This window comes from Nocardia sp. NPDC050408 (genome assembly GCF_044458905.1).
Lineage (GTDB): Bacteria > Actinomycetota > Actinomycetes > Mycobacteriales > Mycobacteriaceae > Nocardia.
The window spans coordinates 925,976-951,336 of the sequence record NZ_JBITIL010000001.1 but is presented as its reverse complement, the minus strand read 5'-3'; the positions used below and the strand labels follow the sequence as shown (position 1 = coordinate 951,336).

Genomic DNA, 25,361 nt, shown 5'->3' with positions numbered 1-25,361 from the left:
GCGCGAAGAACGAAATGAGGCGAACACCTGCTGTGAGCAGCTCAACTTCCCAGTTCGGACAGAACCAGTGGCTAGTCGATGAGATGTATCAAAAATACAAACAGGATCCATCTTCCGTCGATGAGAGTTGGCACGAGTTCCTCGCCGATTACACGCCCGAAGTCCCGGGTGATTCTGGTAACAGCGCCGCGCCCGCGGCAGCACCCGCGCAGGCGGCCAACCCGGCACCGGCTCCCGCGCAGGTGAACGCGACCCCAGCAACAGTGGCCGCCGCCCCGGCAGCACCCGCGCCCGCCGCGCCCAAGCCTCCCGCCCCAGCGAAGCCCACCGCCCGCGCGCCGCAGACGACTCCCGCGCCGACCTCGAATGCCGCGCCCACCTCTGGCGCGCCGAAGCCCGCGGACACTGCGGCCGACGAGGCGAAGGTCCTGCGCGGGCCGGCCGCCGCGGTGGTCAAGAACATGTCCGCGTCGCTGGCGATCCCGACCGCGACCAGCGTGCGCGCCATTCCGGCGAAGCTGATGATCGATAACCGCCTGGTCATCAACAATCACCTGGCCCGTACCCGCGGCGGCAAGATCTCCTTCACCCATCTGCTCGGCTACGCGATCGTGCAGGCGGTCAAGTCGTTCCCGAATCTGAACCGGCACTTCGCCGAGATCGACGGCAAGCCCAACGCGATCACCCCCGCGCACACCAACCTCGGTCTCGCCATCGACCTGGCGGGCAAGGACGGCAACCGCTCGCTGGTCGTCGCGGCCATCAAGGGCTGCGAGGCGATGACCTTCGGGCAGTTCCACACCGCCTACGAGGACATCGTGCGCCGCGCCCGCGACGGCAAGCTCGGTATCGACGACTTCACCGGCGTCACCATCTCGCTCACCAACCCGGGCACCATCGGCACCGTGCACTCGGTGCCGCGGCTGATGCCGGGCCAGGGCGCGATCGTCGGTGCCGGCGCGATGGAGTACCCGGCCGAATTCCAGGGCATGAGCGACGAGCGCATCAACGAGCTCGGCGTCGGCAAGCTGATGACCTTGACCTCGACTTACGACCACCGCATCATCCAGGGCGCGGAATCCGGCGACTTCCTTCGGACCATCCACAACCTGCTGATCAGCGACGAGTTCTACGACGAGATCTTCCACGGCCTCGGCGTGCCGTATGAGCCGGTGCGCTGGCGCAAGGACGTCAAGGAACGCGGTGTCGACAAGAGCACCCGCGTGCTCGAGATGATCGCGGCCTACCGCAACCGCGGCCACCTGATGGCCGATACCGATCCGCTGCGGCTGGTCAAGGACAAGTTCCGCAGCCACCCGGACCTCGATGTCACCCAGCACGGCCTCACTCTCTGGGACCTGGACCGCACCTTCGATGTCGCGGGCTTCCACGGCCAGGAGCGGATGAAGCTGCGCGATGTGCTCTCGGTGCTGCGCGATGCCTACTGCCGCCACGTCGGTGTGGAGTACACCCACATCCTGGAAACCGAGCAGCTGCAGTGGATTCAGGAGCGGGTCGAGCAGAAGCACGTCAAGCCGACTGTCGCACAGCAGAAGTACATCCTGAACCGGTTGAACGCGGCGGAGGCCTTCGAAACCTTCCTGCAGACCAAATACGTCGGCCAGAAGCGCTTCTCGCTCGAGGGCGCCGAAACCGTCATCCCGATGATGGACGCCACCATCGACCAGTGCGCCGAGCATTCGCTCGACGAGGTCATCATCGGCATGCCGCACCGCGGTCGCCTCAATGTGCTCGCCAATATCGTCGGCAAGCCGTACTCGAAGATCTTCACCGAGTTCGAGGGCAACATGAACCCGGCCGCCACGCACGGCTCCGGCGACGTGAAGTACCACCTCGGCGCGCGCGGTACCTACCTGCAGATGTTCGGCGACAACGAGATCGAGGTCTCGCTGACCGCCAACCCGTCGCACCTCGAGGCGGTGGACCCGGTGCTCGAGGGTCTGGTACGCGCGAAGCAAGACCTTTTGGACAAAGGCGACGGGCCGGAGGGCTTCTCCGTCATGCCGCTGATGCTGCACGGTGACGCCGCGTTCGCGGGTCAGGGTGTGGTCGCGGAGACGCTGAACCTGTCGGGCCTGCGCGGTTACCGCGTCGGCGGCACCATCCACATCGTGGTGAACAACCAGATCGGCTTCACCACCGCACCGGAGAACAGCCGCTCCACCGAATACTCCACCGATATCGCGAAGTTCATCGGCGCACCGATCTTCCACGTGAACGGTGACGACCCGGAGGCCTGCGACTGGGTGGCGCGTCTCGCGGTGGACTTCCGCCAGAAGTTCCGCAAGGACGTCGTGATCGACATGATCTGCTACCGGCGCCGCGGCCACAATGAGGGCGACGACCCGTCGATGACCCAGCCGTACATGTACGACGTCATCGACACCAAGCGCTCGGTGCGCAAGGCCTACACCGAGAGCCTGATCGGCCGTGGCGACATCTCGCTGAAAGAGGCCGAGGACGCGCTGCGTGACTACCAGGGTCAGTTGGAGCGGGTCTTCAATGAGGTTCGCGAGCTGGAGAAGTACGTCCCGGAACCGAGCGAATCGGTCGAGGACGACCAGCAGGTGCCCACCACCATCGTGACGGCCGTGGACAAGACCGTGCTGCAGCGCATCGGCGACGCCTTCCTCGGCGTGCCGGACGGCTTCAATGTGCACCCGCGCGTCAAGCCGGTGCTGGAGAAGCGGCGCGAAATGGCCTACGAGGGCAAGGTCGACTGGGCCTTCGCCGAATTGCTCGCCTTCGGCACACTGATCGATGAGGGTCGCGCGGTGCGTCTGACCGGTCAGGATTCGCGTCGCGGCACCTTCACCCAGCGTCACTCGGTGATCATCGACCGCAAGACGGCCGAGGAATACACCCCGCTGCACAACATCGGCAGCTCCAACCCGGGTTGGTTCGCGGTGCACGACTCGGCGCTGAGCGAATACGCCGCCGTCGGCTTCGAATACGGCTACTCGCTGGGCAACCCGGACGCACTCGTGCTGTGGGAGGCGCAGTTCGGTGACTTCGTCAACGGCGCGCAGTCCATCATCGACGAGTTCATCTCCTCCGGTGAGGCCAAGTGGGGTCAGCTGTCGGAGGTCGTGCTGCTGCTGCCGCACGGTCACGAGGGTCAGGGCCCGGACCACACCTCCGGTCGCATCGAGCGCTTCCTGCAGCTGTGCGCCGAGGGTTCGATGACGGTCGCCGTGCCGTCCACCCCGGCGAACTACTTCCACCTGCTGCGCCGCCACGCACTCGACGGCATCCGCCGCCCGCTGATCGTCTTCACCCCGAAGTCGATGCTGCGCAATAAGGCCGTGGTCTCGGACCTGAAGGACTTCACCGAGTCGAAGTTCCGCTCGGTCTTCGATGAGCCCACCTACGAACAGGGCATCGGCGACCGCAGCAAGGTCAAGCGCGTACTGCTCACCAGCGGCAAGCTCTACTACGAGCTGGTCGCCGAAAAGGCCAAGCAGAAGCGCGAAGACGTCGCCATCGTCCGCATCGAGCAGCTATACCCGCTGCCCAAGTTCCGCCTCAACGAGGCACTGGCTGGCTATCCGAATGCGACGGATATCGCCTGGGTCCAAGAGGAACCGGCCAACCAGGGCGCCTGGCCCTTCTTCGGCCTGAACCTCCCGGAACTCCTCCCGGAGCGCTTCACCAAACTCCGCCGCATCTCCCGCCGGGCCATGTCGGCACCCTCCTCGGGTTCGTCCAAAGTTCACGCCGTGGAGCAAGCCGAAATCGTCGCCGAGGCCTTCGAGCCCACCGCGTAGGTTTCCGCTGCCCCAACGCCGGACCGAATCCACTCTCCCCCAGAGTGATTCGGCCCGGCGTTGTCGTTTCCGACCGCTCGGGTCCGGCCGGATTCAGCACACGGCTCAGCGTGGTGCCGGACCTGCTGTACCAGGGTCAGCGGCCTGGTCGGTGTGGTCATCGGGGCGCCATGCCGCAACCACACCTGGTACTCGGTCTTGCACAACGAAACTCGCGCGGGTGTGGATGGGGGCGGCGGGGCGGCGGATATACGGGACGACGCGAAAATCGGTCCGCCACAAGGAATGGTCGAGATCGACGCGAACGTATCCGCGTTGGGAGTTGAAAAACTTCATGTCCGGGTTGGCGGTTAGGAGGTTGCGGCCGGTGGGGTTCATGTCGGTGCCGTCGCCTCCGGTGGTGATCGAGGTGCCGGTGAATTCGGCTGCTACGACCGGGGATTCGGGGGTGGTGGCGTTATCGGGGCGGAGGTCGGCGGCGTAGTTGTGGTGGCGGTCGCCGGTGATGACGACGAGGTTGTGGATGTCGCGGGCGGCGGCGGTGGCGAGGACGGTATTGCGGTCGGCTACGTAGGCGTCCCAGGCGTCGGTGCCGAAATTGGTGCCGGGGCCTGGGTCGTAGTCGGATTTGGCCATGGCCACCTGGTTGCCGAGGATCTGCCAGCGCGCAGTGGAGCGGGTTAGGCCGTCGAGCAGCCAATCTCGTTGTGGTGCACCCAGTATCGAACGGTCGGGTGAGAGTCGGCCGGGACAGTCGTCGCCGATATTGCCGTTGCCGCAGGCTCCGCCGGTGCGGTATTGGCGGGTGTCGAGCATGGTGATGTCGGCGAGGTCGCCGAAGGTGTAGCGGCGATGAATGCGCATGGTCGGGCCGGACGGCATAGCCGCGATGCGCAGTGGCTGATGTTCGTACATCGCCTGGAAGGCGGCGGCTTTGCGGCGGCGAAACAGGGCGGGGATGCGGTAGATATCGAGGCCGAGGCCAGGGTGGTCGGCGAACCAGTTGTTGTCGATCTCGTGGTCGTCCATGGTGACCAGCCACGGGAAGGCCGCATGCGCGGCGCGCAGCGGTTGTTCGGCCTTGGCCTGCGCGTAGCGCAGTCGGTAGCCGGGGAGATCGACCGCTTCTGCGGCGAGATAGGGCTCCACCGACATCCCCTCGCGACCACGGTTCCAGCCGCGTTCGTAGATGTAATCCCCGAGGTGCACAACGAGATCGAGGTCTTCGGCGCTCATATGCTCATAAGCGGTGTAGTAGCCGGAGGTCCACGATTGACATGACGCGAACGCGAATCGCATTCGCGCAGTGGGCTGTCCGCTCGGTGGAGCCGTTCGGGTGCGACCGACCGGCGAAATCGCCGAACCCGCGCGGAATCGATAGAAGTACCAGCGATCCGGCTCGAGTCCCCCGACCTCCGGATGCACCGTATGTGCGAGTTCGCGTGTTGCGATCGCACTCCCCCGCGCCACCACCTGCCGGAACTGCTCATCGTGCGCAACCTCGTAATCGACAGTCACCGGATGCTGCGCCATCCCCCCGAGCCCGTCCGGCGCCAACGGATCCGGCGCCAACCGCGTCCACAACACCACCCCATCCGGCAGCGGATCCCCTGAAGCCACCCCTAACGTGAACGGATCTCTCAACCACCGCGGCGCCCGAAACCGCCCACTGCTCGCCGCCGACGCCCCCACCAGCACCGCAACCGATCCAGCCGTACCCACCCTCAACAGCTGCCGACGAGACAGACCCATACGTCAGGATATCCGCCGCTCGATCTCTCCACAGATGTTCCGTCGTCCGTTTGCCGATGGCAGCGCCGAGAGCATCCAACTCGGCCAGGACATCGACTGCGGCCCAGCTGCGGTTGCGTTTGCTGGCGGAAAGGATATCGAGGCGCGCCTCGGTCAGGCGGCCAGCGGGCTGTAACGAATCGCCCGCAGATCACCCGCGTAGCGCGGCGGCCAGCGCGGGGTTCAGTGAAAGGGCCAGGGCGAGTAGGGATTCGACAAGAAGATCGACCAACTGTTCGCGGGTGATGGTTTCGTGGCGGAGCCAGGTGAGGGTGGTTTCCTCTACGAAGGCGATCCAGCCGCGCATGGCGAGGACGAGGCGGGGGCGGTCGGAGTCCGGGATATCGACGGGCACTTCGGTCAGGATGAGGTCGATGATGGCATTGCGGGTCTGGTCGACTAGGGGGAGCACCTCGGCGCTCACGCTGGCCGGGCCGCGCAGCAGCGATACATAGGAATTGCGGTTCTCGCCGACGTACTCGATGTAGCGCTCGATCGAATCGCGCAGCATCTCGAATACTCCGAGGGTGCGATCGGGCGCGACGCGCTCCATTAGCTCGGCATTGGCATGGCGGACTATCGCCAGTTGGAAGTCCTGTTTGGTTGGGAAGTAGTGAAAGAGCAGGCCGCGGGAGATCCCGGCTTCCCCTGCGATTTCGGTGATCGAGATGTCTTCGATGGCGCGGTCGCCGAGCATCTTCGCACCCAGGGTGATCAGTTGTAGACGGCGTTCGTCCGGGCTGAGCCGGGTGCGTTTGACGGTGCCTCGACTACTCACGGGGCCATCTTACTGAACGCCGGTCAATACTGTTGACTCATGCTCAATAGGATCGTAGTCTGGGTTATATGAGTCGCAAGGTTACAGACAAAGCTGTCGGCAGCCGCCATGTCAAGACCATCATCATCGGCAGCGGTTTCGCTGGTCTGGGCCTGGCAATCCGGTTGAGCAAGCAAGGCCGCAACGATTACCTCGTGTTGGAACGCGGAAGCGATGTCGGCGGCACCTGGCGCGACAACACCTACCCGGGCGCGGCCTGCGACGTGCCGTCGCACCTGTACTCGTACTCGTTCGCACCGAACCCGAACTGGTCGCGCTCGTTCTCCAAGCAGGGCGAGATCCAGCAGTACATCCAGGGCGTCGCGCGCGAATACAACGTGCTCGACAAACACCTGTTCAACTGCGACGTGACCGCGGCCCGCTGGAACAACGCCACCAACCTCTGGCATATCGAATCGACCCAGGGCAGGTTCACCGCCGACACCGTGGTGTCCGCGGTCGGCGCGCTGTGTGAGCCCGCACTCCCGGATATCAAGGGCATCAACGAATTCGAGGGCGAGATCTGCCACTCGGCCCGCTGGAACCACGACGCCGATCTGACCGGCAAGCGCGTCGCCATCATCGGCACCGGCGCCTCGGCCATCCAGATCGTGCCGTCCATCGCACCGCGGGTCGCGCACCTGGACGTCTACCAGCGCACCGCGCCCTGGCTGCTGCCCCGCATGGACCGCCCCTACACTCTGCCGGAGCGCCTTGCCTTCCGACACATCCCGGGCTTCCAGCGACTATCCCGCGCCGCCATCTACGCCACACGCGAAACCCAGGTCGTCGGCCTCGCTAAGGTTCCAGCACTTATGCGGGCCTTCGAACTGATCGCAAAAGCCAAGCTGCAGTTGGAGATTCGCGATCCGGAGCTGCGCAAGAAGGTCACCCCGAACTTCCGGATCGGCTGCAAGCGCATGCTGATCTCCAACGACTACTATCCGGCGCTGAGCCGCCCGAATGTGGACGTGGTCACCGACGGCATCGCCGAGATACGCGCCAACTCCATCGTCACCAAAGACGGCACCGAGCGCGAAATCGACGCACTCATCGTCGCGACCGGCTTCCACGTCACGGATTCGCCGACCTACAACGCCATCTCGGGCAAGAACGGTCGCACGCTGGCGGAGGTATTCGACGAGATCGGCCAGCAGGGCTACAAGGGTTCGGCCGTCGCCAACTTCCCCAATATGTTCTTCCTGCTCGGCCCGAATGTCGGCCTCGGCCACACCTCGATGGTGTACATGATCGAATCGCAGATCAACTACATCGCCGACGCCCTGGCCACCATCGACCGCCTCGGCCTGCGCACCGTCGAGGTGCAGCGCGCGGCGCAGGACGCCTACAACAAGGATCTGCAGGGCAAACTGGTGAAGAGCGTATGGAGTACCGGCGGCTGCGCCAGCTGGTACCTGGACAAGCACGGCAACAACACGACGCTCTGGCCGGACTTCACCTTCGAATTCCGCAGGATTACAAAGAATTTCGACGTCTCCGCCTATGAGACAACTAGCGTCGAAAGCTTCCGAAACGATCTGAAAGTGGTGGCAGCACAGTGAGCAATGACGCTTACTTCAAGGGCAAGGTCTGTGTGATCACCGGGGCAGGTTCCGGCATCGGCCGCGCCCTCGCCGAAAACCTCGCCAAGCGCGGCGCCAAGCTCGCGCTCTCCGATATCGACACCGACGGTTTGGCAGAGACCGTCCGCCGCTGCGAGGCGTACGGGGCCGAGATCAAATCCGACCGGCTGAACGTCACCGAGCGTGCAGCAGTACTGCTGTATGCCGACGCCGTGAAAGCGCACTTCGGCAAGGTGCACCAGATCTACAACAACGCAGGCATCGCCTACCACGGCGAGGTGATCCGCTCGGAGTTCAAGGACATCGAGCGCATCATGGACGTCGACTTCTGGGGCGTCGTCAATGGCACCAAGGCCTTCCTGCCGTTGCTGATCGAATCCGGCGACGGACACGTCGTCAATGTCTCCAGTCTGTTCGGTCTCATCGCGGTCCCGGGCCAGAGTGCTTATAACGCAGCCAAATTCGCGGTGCGCGGATTCACCGAATCGCTGCGCCAGGAGATGCTGGTAAGCAAGCATCCGGTCAAGGTGACCTGTGTGCATCCCGGCGGCATCAAGACCGCCGTGGCCCGCAACGCCACCTACGCCGAGGGCATCGACAGCCAGAGCGCCGCATCGCTTTTCGACAAGAAGCTGGCTATTCACACACCGGAAATGGCCGCGCAGACCATTACCGAGGGCGTCCGCAAGGGACACGGCCGCGTGCTGATCGGTTGGGAGGCCAAGGTGCTCGACCTGTTCGTCCGAGTCACCGCCTCCGGCTACCAGCGCATCGCCGCCGCGGTGAACCGCCCCTTCCTACCCTGAACCAGCGCGTGGAATCGAGGAAAACCCATGCGTGACATCAACCTTCCGCTACCCGTAGCGCGGGCGCTGCTGGGTCCGATCTTCCGGGTCTCGCTGAACGCGCGACTGCCCTGGCGGACGCAGCGGCTGCTGCTCGAAATCGGCTCGCGCGCACAGTTTCTGCCATCGAGCACGACCGTGCACCGACTCCGCCTCGGCGGTCGACCCGCAGAACGAATCACCGCGGGCTCGGCCAGGCCGAACCTGAACGCGGGCGCGGTGCTCTACCTGCACGGCGGCGGCTACGCGGTCGGATCACTGGCGACACATCGCTCGCTGGCCGCCCGGCTGGCGCACGAAACCGGTTGCGCCGTCTATGTTCTCGACTACCGACTGGCACCTGAGCACCCGTTCCCGGCCGGGCTCGAGGATGCCGAATCGGCCTTCCTGGAGCTGGTCGGCAATATCGGCTACCGGCCCGATCAGATCGCGCTGTCGGGCGATTCGGCAGGTGGCGGACTGTCGCTTGCCACCGCACAGCGGCTCATCGCCGAACACGGCTACACCCCCGCGGCGCTCGGTCTGATCGCGCCGTGGGTCGACCCGAATCAGGCCCCGGACAAGTTCCGGGATCTGGTGATCAACCGAGCTTGGTCGCGCGCGTGCGCCGCGGCCTATCTGGGCGATGGGGACGGCAAGGACACCGGCTACGCACCACTACATGGTGAACTGCGGGGTTTGCCGCCGACCTACGTGCAGGTCGATGTCAGCGAGTTGCTGCATCCGCAATGTGTCGAATTCGTGACGGCGTTGCGGGCGGCGGGCGTACATGCCAGCTTTACTGAGAGCAATGGGCTATGGCACGTCGCGCAGCTGCAGGCCGCGCTCGTGGGTCCCGCGGCCGCCGCACTGACCGAACTGGCGGATTTCCTGCGAGAAGCCGTCCAACCGGTCTCGATCCGCGACTTAGGATAGATCTGCGAGCAGGCCGAGCTGACGTCCCGGTCACAGGTGTCGTAGATTACTGGCGAGTAAACCCACGTGGAAGGGCACTGATGCGAGAGTTCGAAGTCCCGGCTTCCTACACCATCCCGGAAGACGCGAACAATTCCGATAACGTCTTCCGGCATGCCGAGCAGTCGCCCGGTGCGGTGCTGTTCAACGTCACCCAAGAGGGAGCGTCACAGGGTGGCGGCTTGCGGGAAGTCAAGGCCGCGGAATTCGCCAAAACGGTCACCGATGTGGCCAAGGGACTCATCGCCTCCGGTCTCGAGCTCGGCGACCGCGTCGCCATCATGGCCCCGACCCGCTACGAGTGGGTGGTGCTCGACTTCGCCATCTGGGCCGCCGGTGGTTGCACCGTCGCCATCTACGACAGCTCGGCCGCCGAACAGGCCAAGTGGATCCTGCAGGACTCCGCCACCAAGCTGCTGGTGGTCGACAGCGATAAGCACCGCAAGGTCATCGAGGAGATCGAGGCGGGCGCGCTGCCGGATCTGCGGGAGACCCTGCAGATCGACAAGGGTGCGGTCGACGAGCTGATCGCGCGTGGCGCCGACCTCGACGACGCGACTGTGCACGCGCGCCGCGCCGAGGTCAATGCCAAGTCCCCGGCCACCCTGATCTACACCTCGGGCACCACCGGCCGCCCCAAGGGCGTCATGCTCTCGCATTCGAATCTGTACGCGGAGTCGAAGTCCGACCGGATCGCGCTGAACAGGTACGTCGCCGAGGGCAAGAAGACGCTGATGTTCCTGCCGCTGGCGCACGTCTTCGCGCGTGCTGTCACGCTGGCGGCCTTCGACGCCAAGGTGATTGTCGCGTTCACCGCCGACTGGTCCACCTTGGTCGAACAGTTCGGCAGCTACCGCCCGCACTTCATCCTCGCGGTGCCGCGCGTGTTCGAGAAGGTGTTCAACAGCGCCAAGCAGAAGGCGCACGACGGCGGCAAGGGCAAGATCTTCGACGCGGCCGCCGAGACCGCCATCGCCTACAGTCAGGCCCTCGATAACGGTGGTCCCGGCCTGGTGCTCAAGCTCAAGCACACGGTTTTCGACAAGCTCGTCTACAGCAAGCTGCGGGTCGCGCTCGGCGGTCAGTGTGAGGCGGCGGTCTCCGGCGGCGGACCGCTCGGTGCGCGCCTCGGCCACTTCTTCCGCGGCGTCGGCGTCACCATCTACGAGGGTTACGGCCTCACCGAGACCACTGCGGCGGTCACTGTGAACACTCCTGGCAATATTCGCGTCGGCACCGTCGGCAAGCCGATCGAGGGCCATGCGGTCAAGATCGCCGAAGACGGCGAACTGCTGCTGCGCGGATCGGTTGTCTTCAACGGTTACTGGGGCAATGCCGACGCCACCGAGGACGCGTTCACCGACGGCTGGTTCAAGACCGGTGACCTGGGCGCCATCGATGGCGACGGGTACGTCACCATTACCGGCCGCAAGAAAGAAATCATCGTCACCGCGGGCGGTAAGAACGTCTCCCCCGGTCTGATGGAGGATTCGCTGCGCGCCCACCCGCTGATCAGCCAGGTCATGGTGGTCGGCGACGGACAGCCCTTCGTCGGCGCGCTGATCACTCTCGATCCGGAGGCACTGCCGGGCTGGAAGGAACGCAACAATCTGCCCGTCGAGACCCCGATCGAGCAGGTGATCGAGAATCCGGCGCTGGTCGCGGAGGTCAATGCGGCGGTCGCGGAGACCAATAAGAAGGTCTCGCATGCCGAGGCGATCAAGAAGATCCGCATCCTGCCCGTCGACTGGACCCAGGAGACCGGTGAGCTGACGCCGAAGATGTCGCTGAAGCGGGCCGTTGTGATGAAGCAGTACGCGTCCGAGGTGGAGAAGATCTACAGCTGACGCTGGGTTTGCAAAGGCGCCGTCCGCGATTTGCGGGCGGCGCCTTCGCTTTTGGTTCAGTTGGGGAGGCGGTCCAGGAAGTCGGCGATGAGCGGCGCGATCTCGGTCAGATGTGTCTCCAGGGCGAAGTGGCCGGTATCGAAGACGTGCAGCTCGGCATCGGGGAGGTCGGCGAGGTAGGCGTGCGCGCCGGGCTCCGGGAAGAAGGGGTCGTTCGAGCCCCAGACAATGAGGGTGGGGCGGGTGTACTTGCGCAGCCACAGCTGCCATTCGGGGTAGGCGGCGACATTCGACTTGTAGTCGAAGGCGAGGGCTACCTGGGCCTCCTTGCGGCCGGGCAGGTCGAGGAAATACTGATCGAGGATCCACGATTCGGGGCTGAGCACGGTCGGGTCGGGAACGCCGTGTTCGTACTGACCGCGTGTGCCTTCCAGCGTGAGCAGGCCGCGAATCGTGTCTTCCGCTCCTTCGTCCTCGGGACGCAGTGCGGTGAAGTCGCGAGCGAGATCCGATAGTCCGGCCTCATAGGCATTGCCATTCTGAACGATGAGTCCGCTGACCCGTTCGGGGTGACGCAGCGCGATGCGGAAGCCGACCGGAGCGCCGAAATCGAAGACGTACATGGCGAACTCGCGCAGTTCGAGCTGCTCGACGAAACCCTCGACCACATCGGCCAGTCGGTCGAAGGAGTAGTCGAAATCGGCTGGTGCGGTGGTGTTTCCGAAGCCCGGGTAGTCCGGGGCGATCAACCGGTACCGCGCGCCCAGCACATCGAACAACCTGCGGAACTGGTGCGAGGCCGACGGAAAACCGTGCAGCAGCAGTAGCACCGGCGCATCCGCACGGGCCGGGACCGATTCACGGTAGTGGACCTCGACACCGTCGACATCGATGTGGCGGTGCTGGATTGCTGGCAGCTCGATCATGACTTCACATGCTTTCTTCCCGTGATGTTGCATTAGTTCTATCGTATCGAGTTCTAATGTGTCAATTGCTCGACGTACCATTAGTTCCATGAGTGAAGCTCTGCTGATCGGCGAGCCGCTGGCACTGGACCTGGTCAATACCCGGCCGACCGGTGTCGATCTGCTAGCGACCCCGGATGACCTCGCGAATTGGCTTGCGCTGCAGGCCGAACGATTTCCGGAGCTGGCGGTTGCGCATCCCACTTCCGCCGACCTCGCTGCCGTTCATGCGGCGCGCGACCACATCAGCGCCGTCCTCGACGCACTGCTCCACGATCGCCACCCGCCCGTCGATGCATTGCGCGGACTCAATGCCACACAGTCCGCCGCACCCGCGATCCGACAGCTGGAGTGGGACGGCGATGCGGTGATCGCGACCATGCGCCGCAATGGCACGACGGCCGAGAAGCTGGCCGCAGTGGTAGCCGAAGCCGCCGCTGACCTGCTCGCCGATCCGTCGATCGGCAAGCTGAAGCGCTGCGAGGCCGACGACTGCGTTCTGCTGTTCCTGCCCGCCCACCCGCGCCGTCGCTGGTGCTCGGCCGAACGCTGCGGCAACCGGGTCCGCGTCGCCCGCTACTACCAGCGGCACAAGTCCGCGGACTGACGTGCACGTCACCGAATGGTCATACTCCCCGACCGCACCCGGCAGTAGGCTCGGACCATGGCTGAACTGCGCTTTCGGGTGGCGGCGGGCATTGTCGCCGCCGGTTTGGCGCTCGGCGTGGCCGAGCTCGTGGCCGCCTTCATCGGCCCCGACAGCGCACCCCCGAACGCTCTCGGCTCGACCGTCATCGACCACACCCCGGACGGCCTGCGCGAATGGGTCATCCAAACCTTCGGCACCAATGACAAGACCCTCTTGTTCGTCTGTATGGCACTGGTGGCCGTACTGGTCGCCGGATTCATCGGAGTCATCGAACGAACAGACCACCCTCGCGGATCCTGGCTTCTGACCGCCCTCGGATTGCTCACCGCGGCCATTGCCTTCGGCCGCGCCGGATTGTCCGCTGCCTGGCCCACCGTAATCGGCATTGCCGCAGGCATTTACGCTCTGCGCGCCCTGACGGCCCGCATCGACGACGCGGCGGCCGCCGCGCAAACGCCCCTGCCAGTGGGCACCGCACCCGAAGCCGCCCCCGGCGAAGACCAATCGGTCGGGCCGCAGGCTCGGGCCGAGTCCGCAACACCGAAAACCACGGCCATCCGAGCCGACTCGTCCAGCACCGACACCTCGGCCGCGCGCAGCAGGACCGACGAGGTGGCCGAGCAAGTTGGGGAGAGCCCGGCAGCGTCGTCATCGGCGGCACCGGAACCGACTGCCGACCACCGAGACTCGACCGACCAGGGCACGGTGGAGATCCCTGAGGCCAGTTCGGTCCCTGCGGAAGAACTAGCGTCGAGCAGCAGTGCGAAGGCGGCCGCGTCGGAGTTGCCGGCGGCCCGTTCGACTGCCGCAGCGCAGAAGAAGGAACCTACGGCTTCGACGGCAGAGCCGGTTGCGCGGCGGCGACAGGTGCTGCGGGGCATTGCGATTACGGGTGGACTGGCGCTGCTCAGCGGGGTGGGTGGGCGACTGATCGGGGCGCAGCGGCGGGATGTTTCCGGGGAGCGGGCGGCGATTCAGCTGCCGGAACCGAGCGGACCGACCGTTTCGCTCGCACCCGATGCGGATTTGAAATTGCCGGGGCTGACCCCATATCTGACGTCCAATAGCGACTTCTATCGGATCGACACCGCGTTGATCCTGCCGCAGGTCTCCGTTGACGATTGGTCCTTGCGGATCCACGGGATGGTCGATCACGAAATCCAGCTCAGCTGGGATGATCTCGCCAAGCGCACACCGGTCGAGCAACTGGTGACACTGGCCTGTGTATCGAATCCGGTCGGCGGCGATCTGATCGGCAATGCCCGCTGGCGCGGCTACCGCCTGGACGAACTACTCGCCGAAGCCGGACCGCATCCGGACGCCGATATGGTCCTGTCGCACAGCATCGACGGTTTCACCGCGGGCAGCCCGCTGGCCGTGCTCACCGACGGCCGCGATGCGCTGCTTGCCGTCGGCATGAATGGCGAGCCGCTCCCGGTCGCACACGGCTATCCGGCCCGCCTGGTCGTCCCCGGCCTCTACGGATACGTCTCCGCCACCAAATGGGTGACCGAACTCGAGATCACCCGCTTCGACCGCGCCACCGCCTACTGGACCCGCCGCGGTTGGTCCGCCTACGGTCCGATCAAAACTGGCACCCGCATCGACACCCCGCGCTCCCGCGCCAAACTGCAACCGGGTAGCACCGCCATCGCAGGCGTCGCCTGGGCCCAACATCGCGGCATTCGCGCCGTCGAAGTCCAAATCGATAACGGCCCATGGCAACCCGCCCGCTTGTCCACCGAACAATCCATCGACACCTGGCGCCAGTGGGTCTACGACTGGAACGCCACCCCAGGCCCGCACACCATCCGTGCCCGCGCCACCGACGGCACCGGCGAAACTCAAACCGAAGCCCGCGCCCCGGTAGTCCCCGACGGCGCCACCGGCTACCCCTCCACCACAGTCACCGTCGGCTGAGCCGAATTCGCCGACGAGATAAGCGCATTGCGCCCCGCGGGCCGATCGGCCCGCGGGGCGCAATACCGACGACTCAGACGCCGACGGTGTCGACCTTGGCCAGATCGGTCTTCGGACCGGTTGCGGCGGATTGGCCGTGGCGGATGAACAGGGCCGAGGCGATTACGCCGACCACCAGGATGCCCGCGGGGAGCAGGATGGCTTGGCTGAGGGCAGTGCTGAAGGCGTCCTTGACGAATTCGGGGATGGGGCCTTGGCCCGCACCGCCTTCGGAGATCTTGCCGCCGCCGAGGCCATGTGCGCTCATGCGGGCCGAGACCAAGGCGCTGATCGCGGCGCTACCGAGTACCGAACCCACCTGGCGGGTGGTGTTGTAGACACCCGCGCCCGCGCCGGCCTGCTGGATCGGCAGGTTGTGCGTGGCGGTGGAAGCCAGTGGCGCCCAGATGCAGGCGTTGGCGATACCGGCCAGCGCGGCCGAAAGCAGGAACCACACCAGCGAGGAATGCGGCGTCATCGCGGCCGCGAACCAGAAGATCGAGGCCGAGAATCCGATGAATCCGAGCGTCGGCACGATGCGCGGATGCAACTTGTCGGAGAACTTGCCGATGATCGGTGCGAAGATACCGGTGACGATCGCCATCGGCGCGAAGACCAGGGCGGACTTGGTCGGTGACATCTCCCGCACCGCCTGCAGGTAGAAGTACCCCGGCACCATCATCGAGGTGACCGCGGCCCCCATGGTCGCGATGGCCACATTCGACAGCGCGAAGTTGCGATCACGGAACAGCCCCAACGGCAGCAGCGGCTCACCGGCATTGCGCGACTGATTCACCAGGAATACCGCGAGCACAACCACACCCGCGCCGATCATCAGCCAGATGCGCAGCGACCAGTCGTAGGTATTGCCCTCCTGGATACCGAAGACCAGCAGGAACAGACCGATTCCGCTGAGCACCACACCCGGAATGTCGAACTTGTGCTCATTCGTCGGCAGCGCCGGAACCAACCAGACCGCGAGCGCGAAGGCGCCGACGCCGACCGGAACATTGACGATGAAGATCCACTCCCAGCCGAGCCCGTCGACCAGCACACCGCCGAGGATCGGGCCGACCAGTGTGGCAAGACCGGCGACACCGCCCCACAGACCCATGGCCGCACCGCGCTTATCCGGCGGGAAGGTCCTGGTGATCACCGCCATGGTCTGCGGCGTCATCAGCGCGGCGCCGAGACCCTGTACGGCACGCGCGGCGATCAGCATGGTGATCGATCCGGACAGACCGCACCACAGCGAGGCGGCGGTGAATACGGCCAGACCGACCAGGTACAGGTTCTTGGGCCCGTAGCGATCACCGAGCCGACCAGTGACCAGCAGCGGCACCGCATAGGTCAGCAGGTAGGCGCTGGTCACCCAGATGACCTGGGAAATATCGGCCTGCAGATCCAGCATGATCGCCGGATTGGCGACCGCGACGATCGTCATATCCAGCAGGATCATGAAGAAGCCGACGACCAGCGCGAATAGCGCTAGCCACGGATTGCGTTGAGTGGTCATGGATTTGGTTCCTATCTCGGATGTCTGTACCGGCGGCGGTGCACATCGGTACTCATCAGGGCGGTGACGCGCTGGTTTCGTTCCAGCGGCGCGGCACCGGGGGTGGTTCGGAACGGTCCTGGTCGGACCAGGGGTGCTGGTGTTCGGTTATGCGGACGCCGGTGGCCGGGTCGAATTCGTCCCATTCCATCTCGCCGCTGTCGAGTTCGGTGATGAGGTTTTGAACCCACGCGATTTCGGCCGCGACGGTGGCATGTATATACGGGAGCACGATCCAGTAGCGACGCGGCACGGCGTGCACACCCGCCCACTGGCTCATCATCTCGACATCGGCGAGGTCCTGCGCCAACCGCTCGACCCGCTCCCGCAATAGCGCGAGCACTTCCGGTGCGGGCAGGTTGTGCGCCTCCGCGAGCGCGACCGGGAAAACCGGGTATTCCCGTCCGGGATTGCGCAGGATCTCGGCGATGCGGGAACGCAATGCCGCCCGGCCGCTTTCGGTGATCCGGTAGGTGGTGCGCTCCGGCCGATTCCCGTCCCGGTCGACCCCTTCGGCCTGCACCATTCCTTGGTCGGCCAACCGCGTCACCGTGTGATAGAGCGAACCCGGCCGCACCTTGACCAGGATGTCCTCCCGACGGGCGATCAGCAGTTGATACGCCTCGTAGGGATGCATGGGCCGCTCGTCGAGCAGCGCGAGCACGGCGATCGCCAATGGCGTCACCGACGGGCGCGCATGCTCCCCCATTTTCGGTCACCTCCTGCACAACACTCGCGGATGCGAGATCGAATCCTCGGAGCACGATAGCCATAGCCACCGACATACTCCACATCAAATACTCCACGTGGAATATACGGCGAGGAACAGTCCGGCCACAAGCCCGCGACATCGAGCGGAATTGTGATCGGCGACATAGCAAACGACCCGGGCGCAAACCGCCCGGGCCGTCGTGACCAGGAGATTCTCTACAGGGCGTGGTTGTCCAACCAGGTGCGTGCCACCTCTGCGGTAGCGGCACCTTCGCGGACCTTGCCGATCATCTGCGCCAACTCATCGGTGGTGAGCTCACCCGAGACGTAGTTCAGCTTCTTGATTTGCCGATCGTCGAGCAGACCTTTGCGGTACACCGCGAGCACATTCTCGGCCCGCACCGCGTAGTCGTTATCGGCGAGGACGGTCAGCCCATCGGTCGCACCGGGAACCAGCGCGGGCGGCCCGGTCAGGATTCCGGCCTGGATTTCACCGTCCAGCAATGCCTTTCGCAGCGCCGTCGCATCGGGATAAGGCCTGGTAGCGGCGAAGTCACAACCGAAAATCCGCACGGGCGCCGTTTGCGGCACACCGGGCACCGGTGCCACCCCGGCCTGGATTTCGCCACACCGGGGTGCGAGCGCGCCGAGCGACCGCACGTCCTTGCCCGCAGCTTCGGTCAATAGCACCCGAGCCCGCATATCGGTGCCATCGGCCGGATCGGAGACCGCGAGCCCCTCCGGCAGCGACCGGTTCAACTCCTCAGTCACCGACAGTCGAACCGATGCGGACTTGTCCGCGACATCGGTCGTCACCTCGGGCTTGCGCGCCTGCGCATCGGCATTCAGAAAGGTGAGAAATTCGCCGCTCTGGTCGCCGACCACCGTCACCGTGCCCGCGTCCAATGCGGCCAGATAGTCCGCCCGACCACCGAGATCGGCGGTGACCGAGGTGCGCGCACCGGCCCGCGCCAACGCGCCCGCATAAATTTGCGCAAGCAGATTCGATTCCATCGAATCGCCCGCGCCGACCGCTATCGTCGGGCCCGGATCGTCGCTTCCACAGGAAACAACCAGGCCGAGGGCCGTGACGACCACGACCCGTGCCAGCATCCGCCTCGACGCGGCCAACCCCATCCGGCGACACCAACCTTCGGTAGTGAACAGGAACTGCATGCAGCGGGCAATATGAACAACCAGAATGTACCGGGTGGCCGTGCGTGCACGGCTTCTCGCACTGCTCGTCATGCCGGAAGGACTCCAGTGAAAACCACGATCAACCCCGGTGCCGCGCGGCACGGGAGGTTCGCGCTGCGGCTGACGCTGCGTGCCGTCCGCATTCTCGTCGCCGCCGCGGCACTGGCCGCCGCCATGATCCTGGCCGCCTGCGGTAACTCCGATCCGCTTGCGGCCAAGGGCAATTGCGAGGGTGACGGGCTGACCGTCGGCTCGGCGAACTTCCCGGAATCGGAGACGGTCGCGAATATCTACGCGGAAGTGTTGCGCGTCAACGGATTCAATGTCGACACCAAACTCAATATCGGTAGTCGCGAGGCCTATATCCCGGCATTGCGCCAGTGCGCGATCTCGGTGATCCCCGAGTACAACGGCAACTTGCTGCAGTACCTGGACAAGAACGCCACCGCGACCAGTTCCAGTGATATCGACGCCGCCCTCACGAAAGCACTGGGTTCCACGGGTTCGGGCTCCGATCTCGCCGTCGGCACTCCGGCTCCGGGCCAGGATTCGGACGCCGTCGTGGTCACCAAGGCCACCGCCGAACGCTGGAATCTGCACAGCATCGCCGATCTGGCGGCACATTCGGCCGAGGTGAAGTTCGGTGCGCCCGCCGAATTCCAGGAGCGCGCAGGCGGCCTACCCGGTCTCAAGAAGAACTACAACTTGGATATCGCCGCCAACAATTTCGTGCCGATCGCCGACGGCGGCGGGCCCGCGACGGTGCGCGCGCTCGTCGAGGGCACGGTAACCGCGGCCAATATCTTCACCACCTCTCCCGCGATCGCACAGAACAATCTGGTGGTGCTGGAGGATCCGAAGCACAACTTCCCCGCCCAGAATGTGGTGCCGCTGTTCAATTCCGGCAAGAAGACCGATAAAGCACTCGCCGCGCTCAACGCTGTCTCCGCGAAACTCACTACCGACGAGCTGCTGAAGCTCAACGAGGCGGTCTCCGGTAGCAGTAAGACCGAGCCCAAGGCCGCAGCACAGCAGTGGGTCACCGCCCAGGGGCTGAACAAGCCCACCGGGTAGGAGCCAGCGTGTCCGATATCGAATTCAGTCGTATCAGCAAGACCTATCCCGACGGCACGCATGCCGTCTCCGAACTCGAGCTGCGCATCGAATCCGGCTCGTTCACCGTCTTCGTCGGACCATCGGGCTGCGGTAAGACCACCTCGATGCGCATGATCAACCGGATGATCACGCCCAGTTCGGGCACCATCACCGTTGGCGGCGCGGATATTTCGACGGTGAATCCAGTGCAGCTGCGGCTCGGTATCGGCTACGTGATCCAGAGCGCCGGACTCCTCCCGCACCGCACGGTCGTCGACAACGTCGCGACAGTGCCTGTGCTGCAGGGGGTTCGGCGTCGCGCGGCCCGTATGGCCGCACTCGAGGTGCTGGACCGGGTCGGGTTGGACCGATCGCTGGCCAACCGGTATCCGGCCCAGCTCTCCGGCGGACAACAGCAGCGGGTAGGGGTGGCCAGGGCGCTGGCCGCCGATCCGCCCGTGCTGTTGATGGACGAACCGTTCAGTGCCGTCGATCCTGTGGTGCGCGAGGAGTTGCAGGCCGAAATGCTGCGGCTGCAAGCCGAATTGCACAAAACGATTGTCTTCGTCACCCATGACATCGACGAGGCGGTGAAACTCGGCGACCGGATCGCGGTATTCGGACCGGGTGGCGTCCTGCAGCAGTACGACGAACCGCAGCGCGTACTCGCCGCGCCCGCAACCGATTTCGTGGCCCGCTTCGTCGGACGTGATCGCGGCTATCGCGCACTGTCGTTCCGCAGCGCGGATAGCCTGACACTGCACGAGATTCACACCGCGACCGAACCCGAACTCGCCGAATTGCGCCTGGACCAGGGCGAATGGGTATTGGTGGTCACCGATTCCGGTGTTCCGCGCGGGTGGATCGATGTCACCGGTGTGGAAAGCATTCGGGCCGGGCGGGCGTTGCACGACAGCATCGCCGCGGGTGGTTCACTCTTCCCGCCGGACGGCGATCTCCGGCAGGCGCTGGACGCGGCGATCTCCTCGCCGTCGGGAATCGGTGTCGCCGTTGACGATTTCGGTGCGGCCCGTGGCGGTATCCGGGCTCCGGAAGTACTCGAGCAGCTCGCCGGGCAGCGCACACTGGAGGACGACGAGCGCAATCGGCATTTCTTCGAAACCGAAAACGCATGAAGTATCTGATCGACAACTTCTCCGAGATCATGGGTTTCACCAGGACCCACCTTTATCTCGCATTGATGCCGCTACTGCTCGGGCTGATCATCGCGATTCCGGTGGGCGCGTTGGTGCGCCGGATTTCCTGGCTGCGGCGCGTCACGGTGACGGTGGCCAGCCTGTCGTACACGATTCCGTCGCTCGCCCTGTTCGTGATCATTCCGCCGCTGGCCGGAATTTCGACCATCGATCCGTTGAATGTGATAATCGCGCTCACCGTGTATTCGACGGCGCTGCTGGTGATCGCGGTGCCGACGGCGCTGGATTCGGTGTCGCCCACGGTCATCGACGCCGCCGACGCGGTGGGCTTCAGTTCGCTGCGGCGCACCGTGACCGTCGATATGCCGTTGGCCATACCGGTTTTCGTTTCCAGCCTGCGCGTGGTGGTGGTCACCAATATCGCCATGGTTTCGGTCGGCGCGCTGATCGGGGTCGGCGGGCTCGGCAAACTCTTCACCCAGGGCTATCAGCGCGACTATCCGGACGAGATCATCGCGGGCATCATCGTCACGCTGGCGCTGGCCCTGATCTTCGACCGCCTGGTGTACGCCATCGGACGCTGGGCGACCCCGTGGACGCGTGCGGACACCAGGACCGCGAAAGGCGCTGCGACATGAACCTTTTCATCGATGCCTGGCACTACCTCACCGCCAGCGCGAACTGGACCGGCCCGGCAGGTATCCAACACCGCATCGCCGAGCACCTTTGGTACAGCTTCCTGACCGTCGTCGTCTCCGCGGCGGTCGCGGTCCCGCTCGGGCTCGTGATCGGGCACACCCGCCGCGGTTCCGCGGTGCTGGTCGGATTCGCCAACGCCATGCGCGCCCTGCCCACCCTCGGCCTGCTGACCTTCCTGGTGCTCGGCCTCGGACTCGGCCTGATTCCGCCCCTGCTCGCACTCGTCACGGTCGGTATTCCGCCACTGCTGGCCGGTGCTTACGCCGGAATCGCCAATGTCGCGACAGATGTCGTGGACGCCTCACGCGCCATGGGCATGACCGAGCGCCAGATCCTTTTCCGCGTCGAGGTCCCCAACGCGCTGCCGATCCTGCTCACCGGTCTGCGCGGGGCTACCCTCCAGGTCATCGCCACCGCCACCATCGCCGCCTTCGTCAACCTGGGCGGTCTCGGCCGCTACATCTTCGACGGCATCGCCGTCTACCGCTACGACCGCGTCCTCGTGGGAGCACTGCTGGTCGCGGTCCTCGCCATGGTTATGGACGGCCTGCTGGCCTTGGCGGTCTGGGCCAGCGCCCCCGGCACCGGTCGCCTGCGCCGCGCCTCTCAGCTGCCCGTCACCCCCGCCGGAATCCTGCAGACCACGGACTAGGGCTCAGGCATAGGGATCGGTGATCTCGCGCAGCCGGGCCAATATGTCGCGCAACTGCCGCATGCGCTGCGCACCGAGGTGCGTCGCCCACTCGGCCTCGATCCGGTCGGCGACGGAGTTCGCGTACGCCGCCATCTTCACCCCGCGTTCGGACAGCACGACCAACCGCGCCCGACCGTCGCTCGGGTCCGGCACCCGCCGCACATAGCCGGCGCGTTCGAGCTGATCGACAAGGAATCCGGCGGTTTGCTTGGTGACCTGGGCCTGCTCGGCCAACTCGGTCAGGCGGCTGCCATCGGCGCCGATACGCGCCGCGAGCCGCCCCTGGGCGACGGTGACATCGTCGTATCCGGACTCGGCGAGGTCGGCGAAGATCCGGTCCTCCATCGATCGGTGGGCGATGAACATCAGCAGGCCCACATTCATATCGCCGTCGGCCATCCCGCTCCTTGACTTTGGTCAAATAAGCTTACTACATTGATAAGCCTATCTGACCAATCCTACGTGCGGTCCGAACCCCGGGGAGCGCACTATGGACCGCGAAACCTGTTGGCAGACCATCGAACAGCAGCGGCGCGCGATTGCCGACCTGCTGGCCGACCTCTCGGCCGACGAATGGGAAACGCAGTCGTTGTGCGCGGGCTGGCGAGTCCGGGAGGTCGCCGCACACATCGCGCTGACACCACAACCACCCTCGATCGGCGTCATGCTGGGCACCGGGATCCGCGCGCGCGGGAACTACAACCGGTTCATCGATGACCTGACCAGGCGCTACGCGCAACATCCAGCCGCAGAAATCGTTTCGGCGATCCGCGACAACGCCGGCTCCCGCGAGCTGCCCAAGCTCACCAACTATCGCAACATCCTGTTCGACACCATGGTGCACGGCCAGGACATCGCGATACCGCTGGCACGCACGATCGGCATCGAACCAGCGGCCGCGGCGGCCGCGACCGGTCATGCGGTAACCATCGGATGGCCGGTATGGGATAAACACCGCCTCGACGGAGTCCGCTTGGTCGCCTCCGACGTCGACTGGACCCACGGCAGCGGACCCGAGATCCACGGCCCGATCACCGCGCTATTACTCCTGGCCACCGGCCGCACAGCGGCAATGGACCTGCTCACCGGCGACAGCGTCGCGTCGATGACCGCTCGCCTGCGCTGACCGACCAGGCATTGACCAATGATGTGACATGGGTCACGATGTGACGTGGCCGCAGAAGTTTGCTTCGCGGATGCTCGCTCGATCGCGGAGCCGAATTCTGCGGGATCACTCATCCGAGACCAGGAGGCGTACCGTGAAAAGTCGCTCTATGAAGGCGCGCGACATCATGCACGAAAACGCGGAGTGGATCCCCGCCGACGAAACGCTGGATCGGGCCGCGCAGATGATGCGCAGGCTGGATATCGGCGCATTGCCGATCGGCAGCGACGACCGGCTTGTCGGCATGCTGACCGATCGCGACATCGTCGTGAAATGCATTGCGATGGGCCATGATCCGAGCAAGATCCGGGCCGGGGATCTGGCCGAGGGCACCCCGCGCTGGATATCGGCCGATGCCGATGTCCGTCAGGTGCTGGACATGATGGAGCACGACCGGATCAAACGACTGCCGGTGATCGACGACAAGAAGCGACTCGTCGGCATGATCTGCGAATCCGATATCGCCAAGAACCTCAGCGATGCCGAAATCGCAGAATTCGTTTCGGCGGTCTTCGTTCCCCACTGATCAACGCGCACAACGCAATACGGGGCTGCTCACCGAGTGAGCAGCCCCGTATTTTCGGTCGAATTACGCGACGCCCTCCGCGCGAGCGGCGGCGGCCACAGCCTCGGCGACGGCCGGCGCGACCCGCGGGTCGAGCGGGCTCGGCACGATCTTGTCCGGGGCGAGCTCATCGGCGACCACGCTGAGGATGGCATCGGCGGCGGCGATCTTCATGCCCTCGGTGATGCGGCGCGCACCCGCGTCCAGCGCGCCCTTGAAGACGCCGGGGAACGCGAGGACATTGTTGATCTGGTTCGGGAAGTCGCTGCGCCCGGTGGCCACGATCGCGGCGTACTTGTGCGCGACATCGGGGTGGATCTCCGGATTCGGGTTCGACATGGCGAACACGATCGACTCCGGCGCCATCGAGGCGATCAGCTCTTCGGCGATGGTGCCCGCGGAGAGTCCGAGGAACACATCGGCACCGGCCAGCGCCTCGGCCGCACCACCGGCGAGCCCGCGCGGGTTGGTGCGCTGTGCCAGTTCGGCCTTTACCGCGTTGAGATCGCCGCGCTCGATGTTGACGATGCCCTTGGAATCGAGCACGATCACGTCCTTGACGCCCGCCGCGAGCAGGATATTCGTGCACGCCACACCGGCCGCACCGGCGCCGGACACCACGACCTTCATGTCGTCGATGGCACGACCTTGCACTTTGGCCGCGCCGTTGAGGGCGGCGAGCACCACGATGGCGGTGCCGTGCTGGTCGTCGTGCATGACCGGGCAGTCCAGGGCCTCGATGAGCCGCTGCTCGATCTCGAAGCAGCGCGGCGCCGAGATGTCCTCCAGGTTCACCGCGCCGAAGCTCGGGCGCAGCCGGATGATGGTCTCCACGATCTCGTCGACGTCCTTGGTGTCCAGGACGATCGGGATCGAGTTCAGTCCGGCGAACTTCTTGAACAGCGCAGCCTTGCCCTCCATCACGGGCAGCGAACCGCGCGGGCCGATGTCGCCGAGGCCGAGCACCGCGGTGCCGTCACTGACCACCACGACGAGCCGGTCGGTCCAGGTGTAGCGCTTGCACAGCGCCTCATCCTCCGCGATGGCCAGGCTGACCTTCGCAACGCCAGGGGTGTAGGCGATGGAAAGGTCGCGCTGGGTCTCCAGCGGTGCGGTGAGTTCGACCGAGAGCTTGCCGCCTAGGTGGCCCGCGAAAATTTCTTCTTGGGTGATTTCTGAAAGGCTTGCGGTGGCATTCGCTGCGTCAGTCACAGGTGACACGATTTCACTCCTGATCGGGTCGGACAAGCCGGGGAACGGGTTACCGCCGGGTAATGGGTATTAGGTATTTCACACGCTCATCGAGTGCGCTGACCGGGACGTTT

At 65.2% G+C, this 25,361-nt stretch carries 21 protein-coding genes; 13 read left to right on the top strand and 8 right to left on the bottom strand.

Features of this window, described 5'->3' with window-relative positions; translation table 11 throughout:
• Window positions 1–14 precede the first annotated feature (14 nt).
• Complete coding sequence (locus ACIBJI_RS04205) at window positions 15–3,788, top strand: multifunctional oxoglutarate decarboxylase/oxoglutarate dehydrogenase thiamine pyrophosphate-binding subunit/dihydrolipoyllysine-residue succinyltransferase subunit (protein ID WP_364344249.1); 3,774 nt, start codon at window positions 15–17, stop codon at window positions 3,786–3,788.
• A gap of 105 nt (window positions 3,789–3,893) precedes the next feature.
• Here the strand turns inward: ACIBJI_RS04205 and ACIBJI_RS04200 are convergent, their stop codons facing one another.
• Entirely contained in the window at window positions 3,894–5,540 is a 1,647-nt protein-coding gene (locus tag ACIBJI_RS04200; RefSeq protein ID WP_397082966.1) for an alkaline phosphatase D family protein, read from the bottom strand.
• 190 nt (window positions 5,541–5,730) lie between these two features.
• Window positions 5,731–6,357 carry a TetR/AcrR family transcriptional regulator gene (locus ACIBJI_RS04195; RefSeq protein ID WP_364344260.1) on the bottom strand — a complete coding sequence of 209 codons (627 nt, stop codon included), beginning with the start codon at window positions 6,355–6,357 and terminating at the stop codon, window positions 5,731–5,733.
• Between the two features lie 68 nt (window positions 6,358–6,425).
• On the opposite strand from ACIBJI_RS04195, the gene ACIBJI_RS04190 reads away from it, so the two are divergent.
• From ACIBJI_RS04190 to ACIBJI_RS04175, 4 genes are all read left to right on the top strand, one after another.
• The gene (locus ACIBJI_RS04190) at window positions 6,426–7,958 is read left to right on the top strand and encodes an NAD(P)/FAD-dependent oxidoreductase (RefSeq protein WP_364344263.1); all 1,533 of its coding nucleotides are present in this window, start codon (window positions 6,426–6,428) and stop codon (window positions 7,956–7,958) included.
• Window positions 7,955–8,785 carry an SDR family NAD(P)-dependent oxidoreductase gene (locus ACIBJI_RS04185; RefSeq protein ID WP_364344266.1) on the top strand — a complete coding sequence of 277 codons (831 nt, stop codon included), beginning with the start codon at window positions 7,955–7,957 and terminating at the stop codon, window positions 8,783–8,785. Before ACIBJI_RS04190 ends, ACIBJI_RS04185 begins: the two co-directional genes overlap by 4 nt.
• 27 nt (window positions 8,786–8,812) lie before the next feature.
• Complete coding sequence (locus ACIBJI_RS04180) at window positions 8,813–9,739, top strand: alpha/beta hydrolase (protein WP_364344270.1); 927 nt, start codon at window positions 8,813–8,815, stop codon at window positions 9,737–9,739.
• Window positions 9,740–9,819: 80 nt separating this feature from the next.
• On the top strand, window positions 9,820–11,625 hold the full coding sequence (locus tag ACIBJI_RS04175; RefSeq protein WP_396957175.1) for an AMP-dependent synthetase/ligase: 1,806 nt from the start codon (window positions 9,820–9,822) through the stop codon (window positions 11,623–11,625).
• A 56-nt stretch (window positions 11,626–11,681) separates the two neighbouring features.
• On the opposite strand, the gene ACIBJI_RS04170 is transcribed toward ACIBJI_RS04175, so the two are convergent.
• The gene (locus tag ACIBJI_RS04170) at window positions 11,682–12,551 is read right to left on the bottom strand and encodes an alpha/beta fold hydrolase (RefSeq protein WP_397082964.1); all 870 of its coding nucleotides are present in this window, start codon (window positions 12,549–12,551) and stop codon (window positions 11,682–11,684) included.
• 88 nt (window positions 12,552–12,639) lie between these two features.
• Here ACIBJI_RS04170 and ACIBJI_RS04165 point away from each other — a divergent pair, with 88 nt between their 5' ends.
• Window positions 12,640–13,197 (top strand): CGNR zinc finger domain-containing protein, encoded by a 558-nt coding sequence (locus tag ACIBJI_RS04165; protein ID WP_364344279.1) that lies wholly within the window; start codon window positions 12,640–12,642, stop codon window positions 13,195–13,197.
• A gap of 57 nt (window positions 13,198–13,254) precedes the next feature.
• Window positions 13,255–15,159 (top strand): sulfite oxidase, encoded by a 1,905-nt coding sequence (locus tag ACIBJI_RS04160; RefSeq protein WP_364344282.1) that lies wholly within the window; start codon window positions 13,255–13,257, stop codon window positions 15,157–15,159.
• A gap of 73 nt (window positions 15,160–15,232) precedes the next feature.
• Here ACIBJI_RS04160 and ACIBJI_RS04155 read toward each other — a convergent pair whose 3' ends face one another.
• The 3 genes from ACIBJI_RS04155 to ACIBJI_RS04145 form a co-directional block, all read right to left on the bottom strand.
• Complete coding sequence (locus ACIBJI_RS04155) at window positions 15,233–16,714, bottom strand: DHA2 family efflux MFS transporter permease subunit (protein ID WP_364344285.1); 1,482 nt, start codon at window positions 16,712–16,714, stop codon at window positions 15,233–15,235.
• A 55-nt stretch (window positions 16,715–16,769) separates the two neighbouring features.
• Entirely contained in the window at window positions 16,770–17,462 is a 693-nt protein-coding gene (locus tag ACIBJI_RS04150; protein ID WP_364344288.1) for a helix-turn-helix transcriptional regulator, read from the bottom strand.
• Window positions 17,463–17,680: 218 nt separating this feature from the next.
• Window positions 17,681–18,640: a glycine betaine ABC transporter substrate-binding protein gene (locus ACIBJI_RS04145; RefSeq protein ID WP_364344291.1), complete on the bottom strand. Its 960-nt coding sequence runs from the start codon at window positions 18,638–18,640 to the stop codon at window positions 17,681–17,683.
• Between the two features lie 195 nt (window positions 18,641–18,835).
• On the opposite strand from ACIBJI_RS04145, the gene ACIBJI_RS04140 reads away from it, so the two are divergent.
• From ACIBJI_RS04140 to ACIBJI_RS04125, 4 genes are read left to right on the top strand one after another with little or no spacing between them, the layout of a single operon-like run.
• Window positions 18,836–19,735, top strand: a complete 900-nt coding sequence (locus ACIBJI_RS04140; RefSeq protein WP_397083064.1) for an ABC transporter substrate-binding protein — start codon at window positions 18,836–18,838, stop codon at window positions 19,733–19,735.
• A gap of 8 nt (window positions 19,736–19,743) precedes the next feature.
• Entirely contained in the window at window positions 19,744–20,892 is a 1,149-nt protein-coding gene (locus ACIBJI_RS04135; protein ID WP_397082961.1) for an ABC transporter ATP-binding protein, read from the top strand.
• A complete protein-coding gene (locus ACIBJI_RS04130) occupies window positions 20,889–21,551 on the top strand; it encodes an ABC transporter permease (protein WP_397082959.1) in 663 nt (220 codons plus the stop codon). Before ACIBJI_RS04135 ends, ACIBJI_RS04130 begins: the two co-directional genes overlap by 4 nt.
• Entirely contained in the window at window positions 21,548–22,264 is a 717-nt protein-coding gene (locus tag ACIBJI_RS04125) for an ABC transporter permease (protein ID WP_397082957.1), read from the top strand. The genes ACIBJI_RS04130 and ACIBJI_RS04125 overlap by 4 nt, the downstream gene beginning before the upstream one ends.
• 3 nt (window positions 22,265–22,267) lie before the next feature.
• Here ACIBJI_RS04125 and ACIBJI_RS04120 read toward each other — a convergent pair whose 3' ends face one another.
• Window positions 22,268–22,705 carry a MarR family transcriptional regulator gene (locus ACIBJI_RS04120; protein WP_364344303.1) on the bottom strand — a complete coding sequence of 146 codons (438 nt, stop codon included), beginning with the start codon at window positions 22,703–22,705 and terminating at the stop codon, window positions 22,268–22,270.
• Window positions 22,706–22,796: 91 nt separating this feature from the next.
• Between ACIBJI_RS04120 and ACIBJI_RS04115 the strand changes: the two genes are divergently transcribed.
• Together ACIBJI_RS04115 and ACIBJI_RS04110 are read left to right on the top strand one after the other, a co-directional pair.
• Complete coding sequence (locus ACIBJI_RS04115; protein WP_397082955.1) at window positions 22,797–23,432, top strand: maleylpyruvate isomerase family mycothiol-dependent enzyme; 636 nt, start codon at window positions 22,797–22,799, stop codon at window positions 23,430–23,432.
• 148 nt (window positions 23,433–23,580) lie between these two features.
• Window positions 23,581–23,997 (top strand): CBS domain-containing protein, encoded by a 417-nt coding sequence (locus tag ACIBJI_RS04110; RefSeq protein ID WP_364344609.1) that lies wholly within the window; start codon window positions 23,581–23,583, stop codon window positions 23,995–23,997.
• A 63-nt stretch (window positions 23,998–24,060) separates the two neighbouring features.
• Here ACIBJI_RS04110 and ACIBJI_RS04105 read toward each other — a convergent pair whose 3' ends face one another.
• Entirely contained in the window at window positions 24,061–25,257 is a 1,197-nt protein-coding gene (locus ACIBJI_RS04105) for an NADP-dependent malic enzyme (protein WP_396957186.1), read from the bottom strand.
• Between the last annotated feature and the right edge of the window lie 104 nt (window positions 25,258–25,361).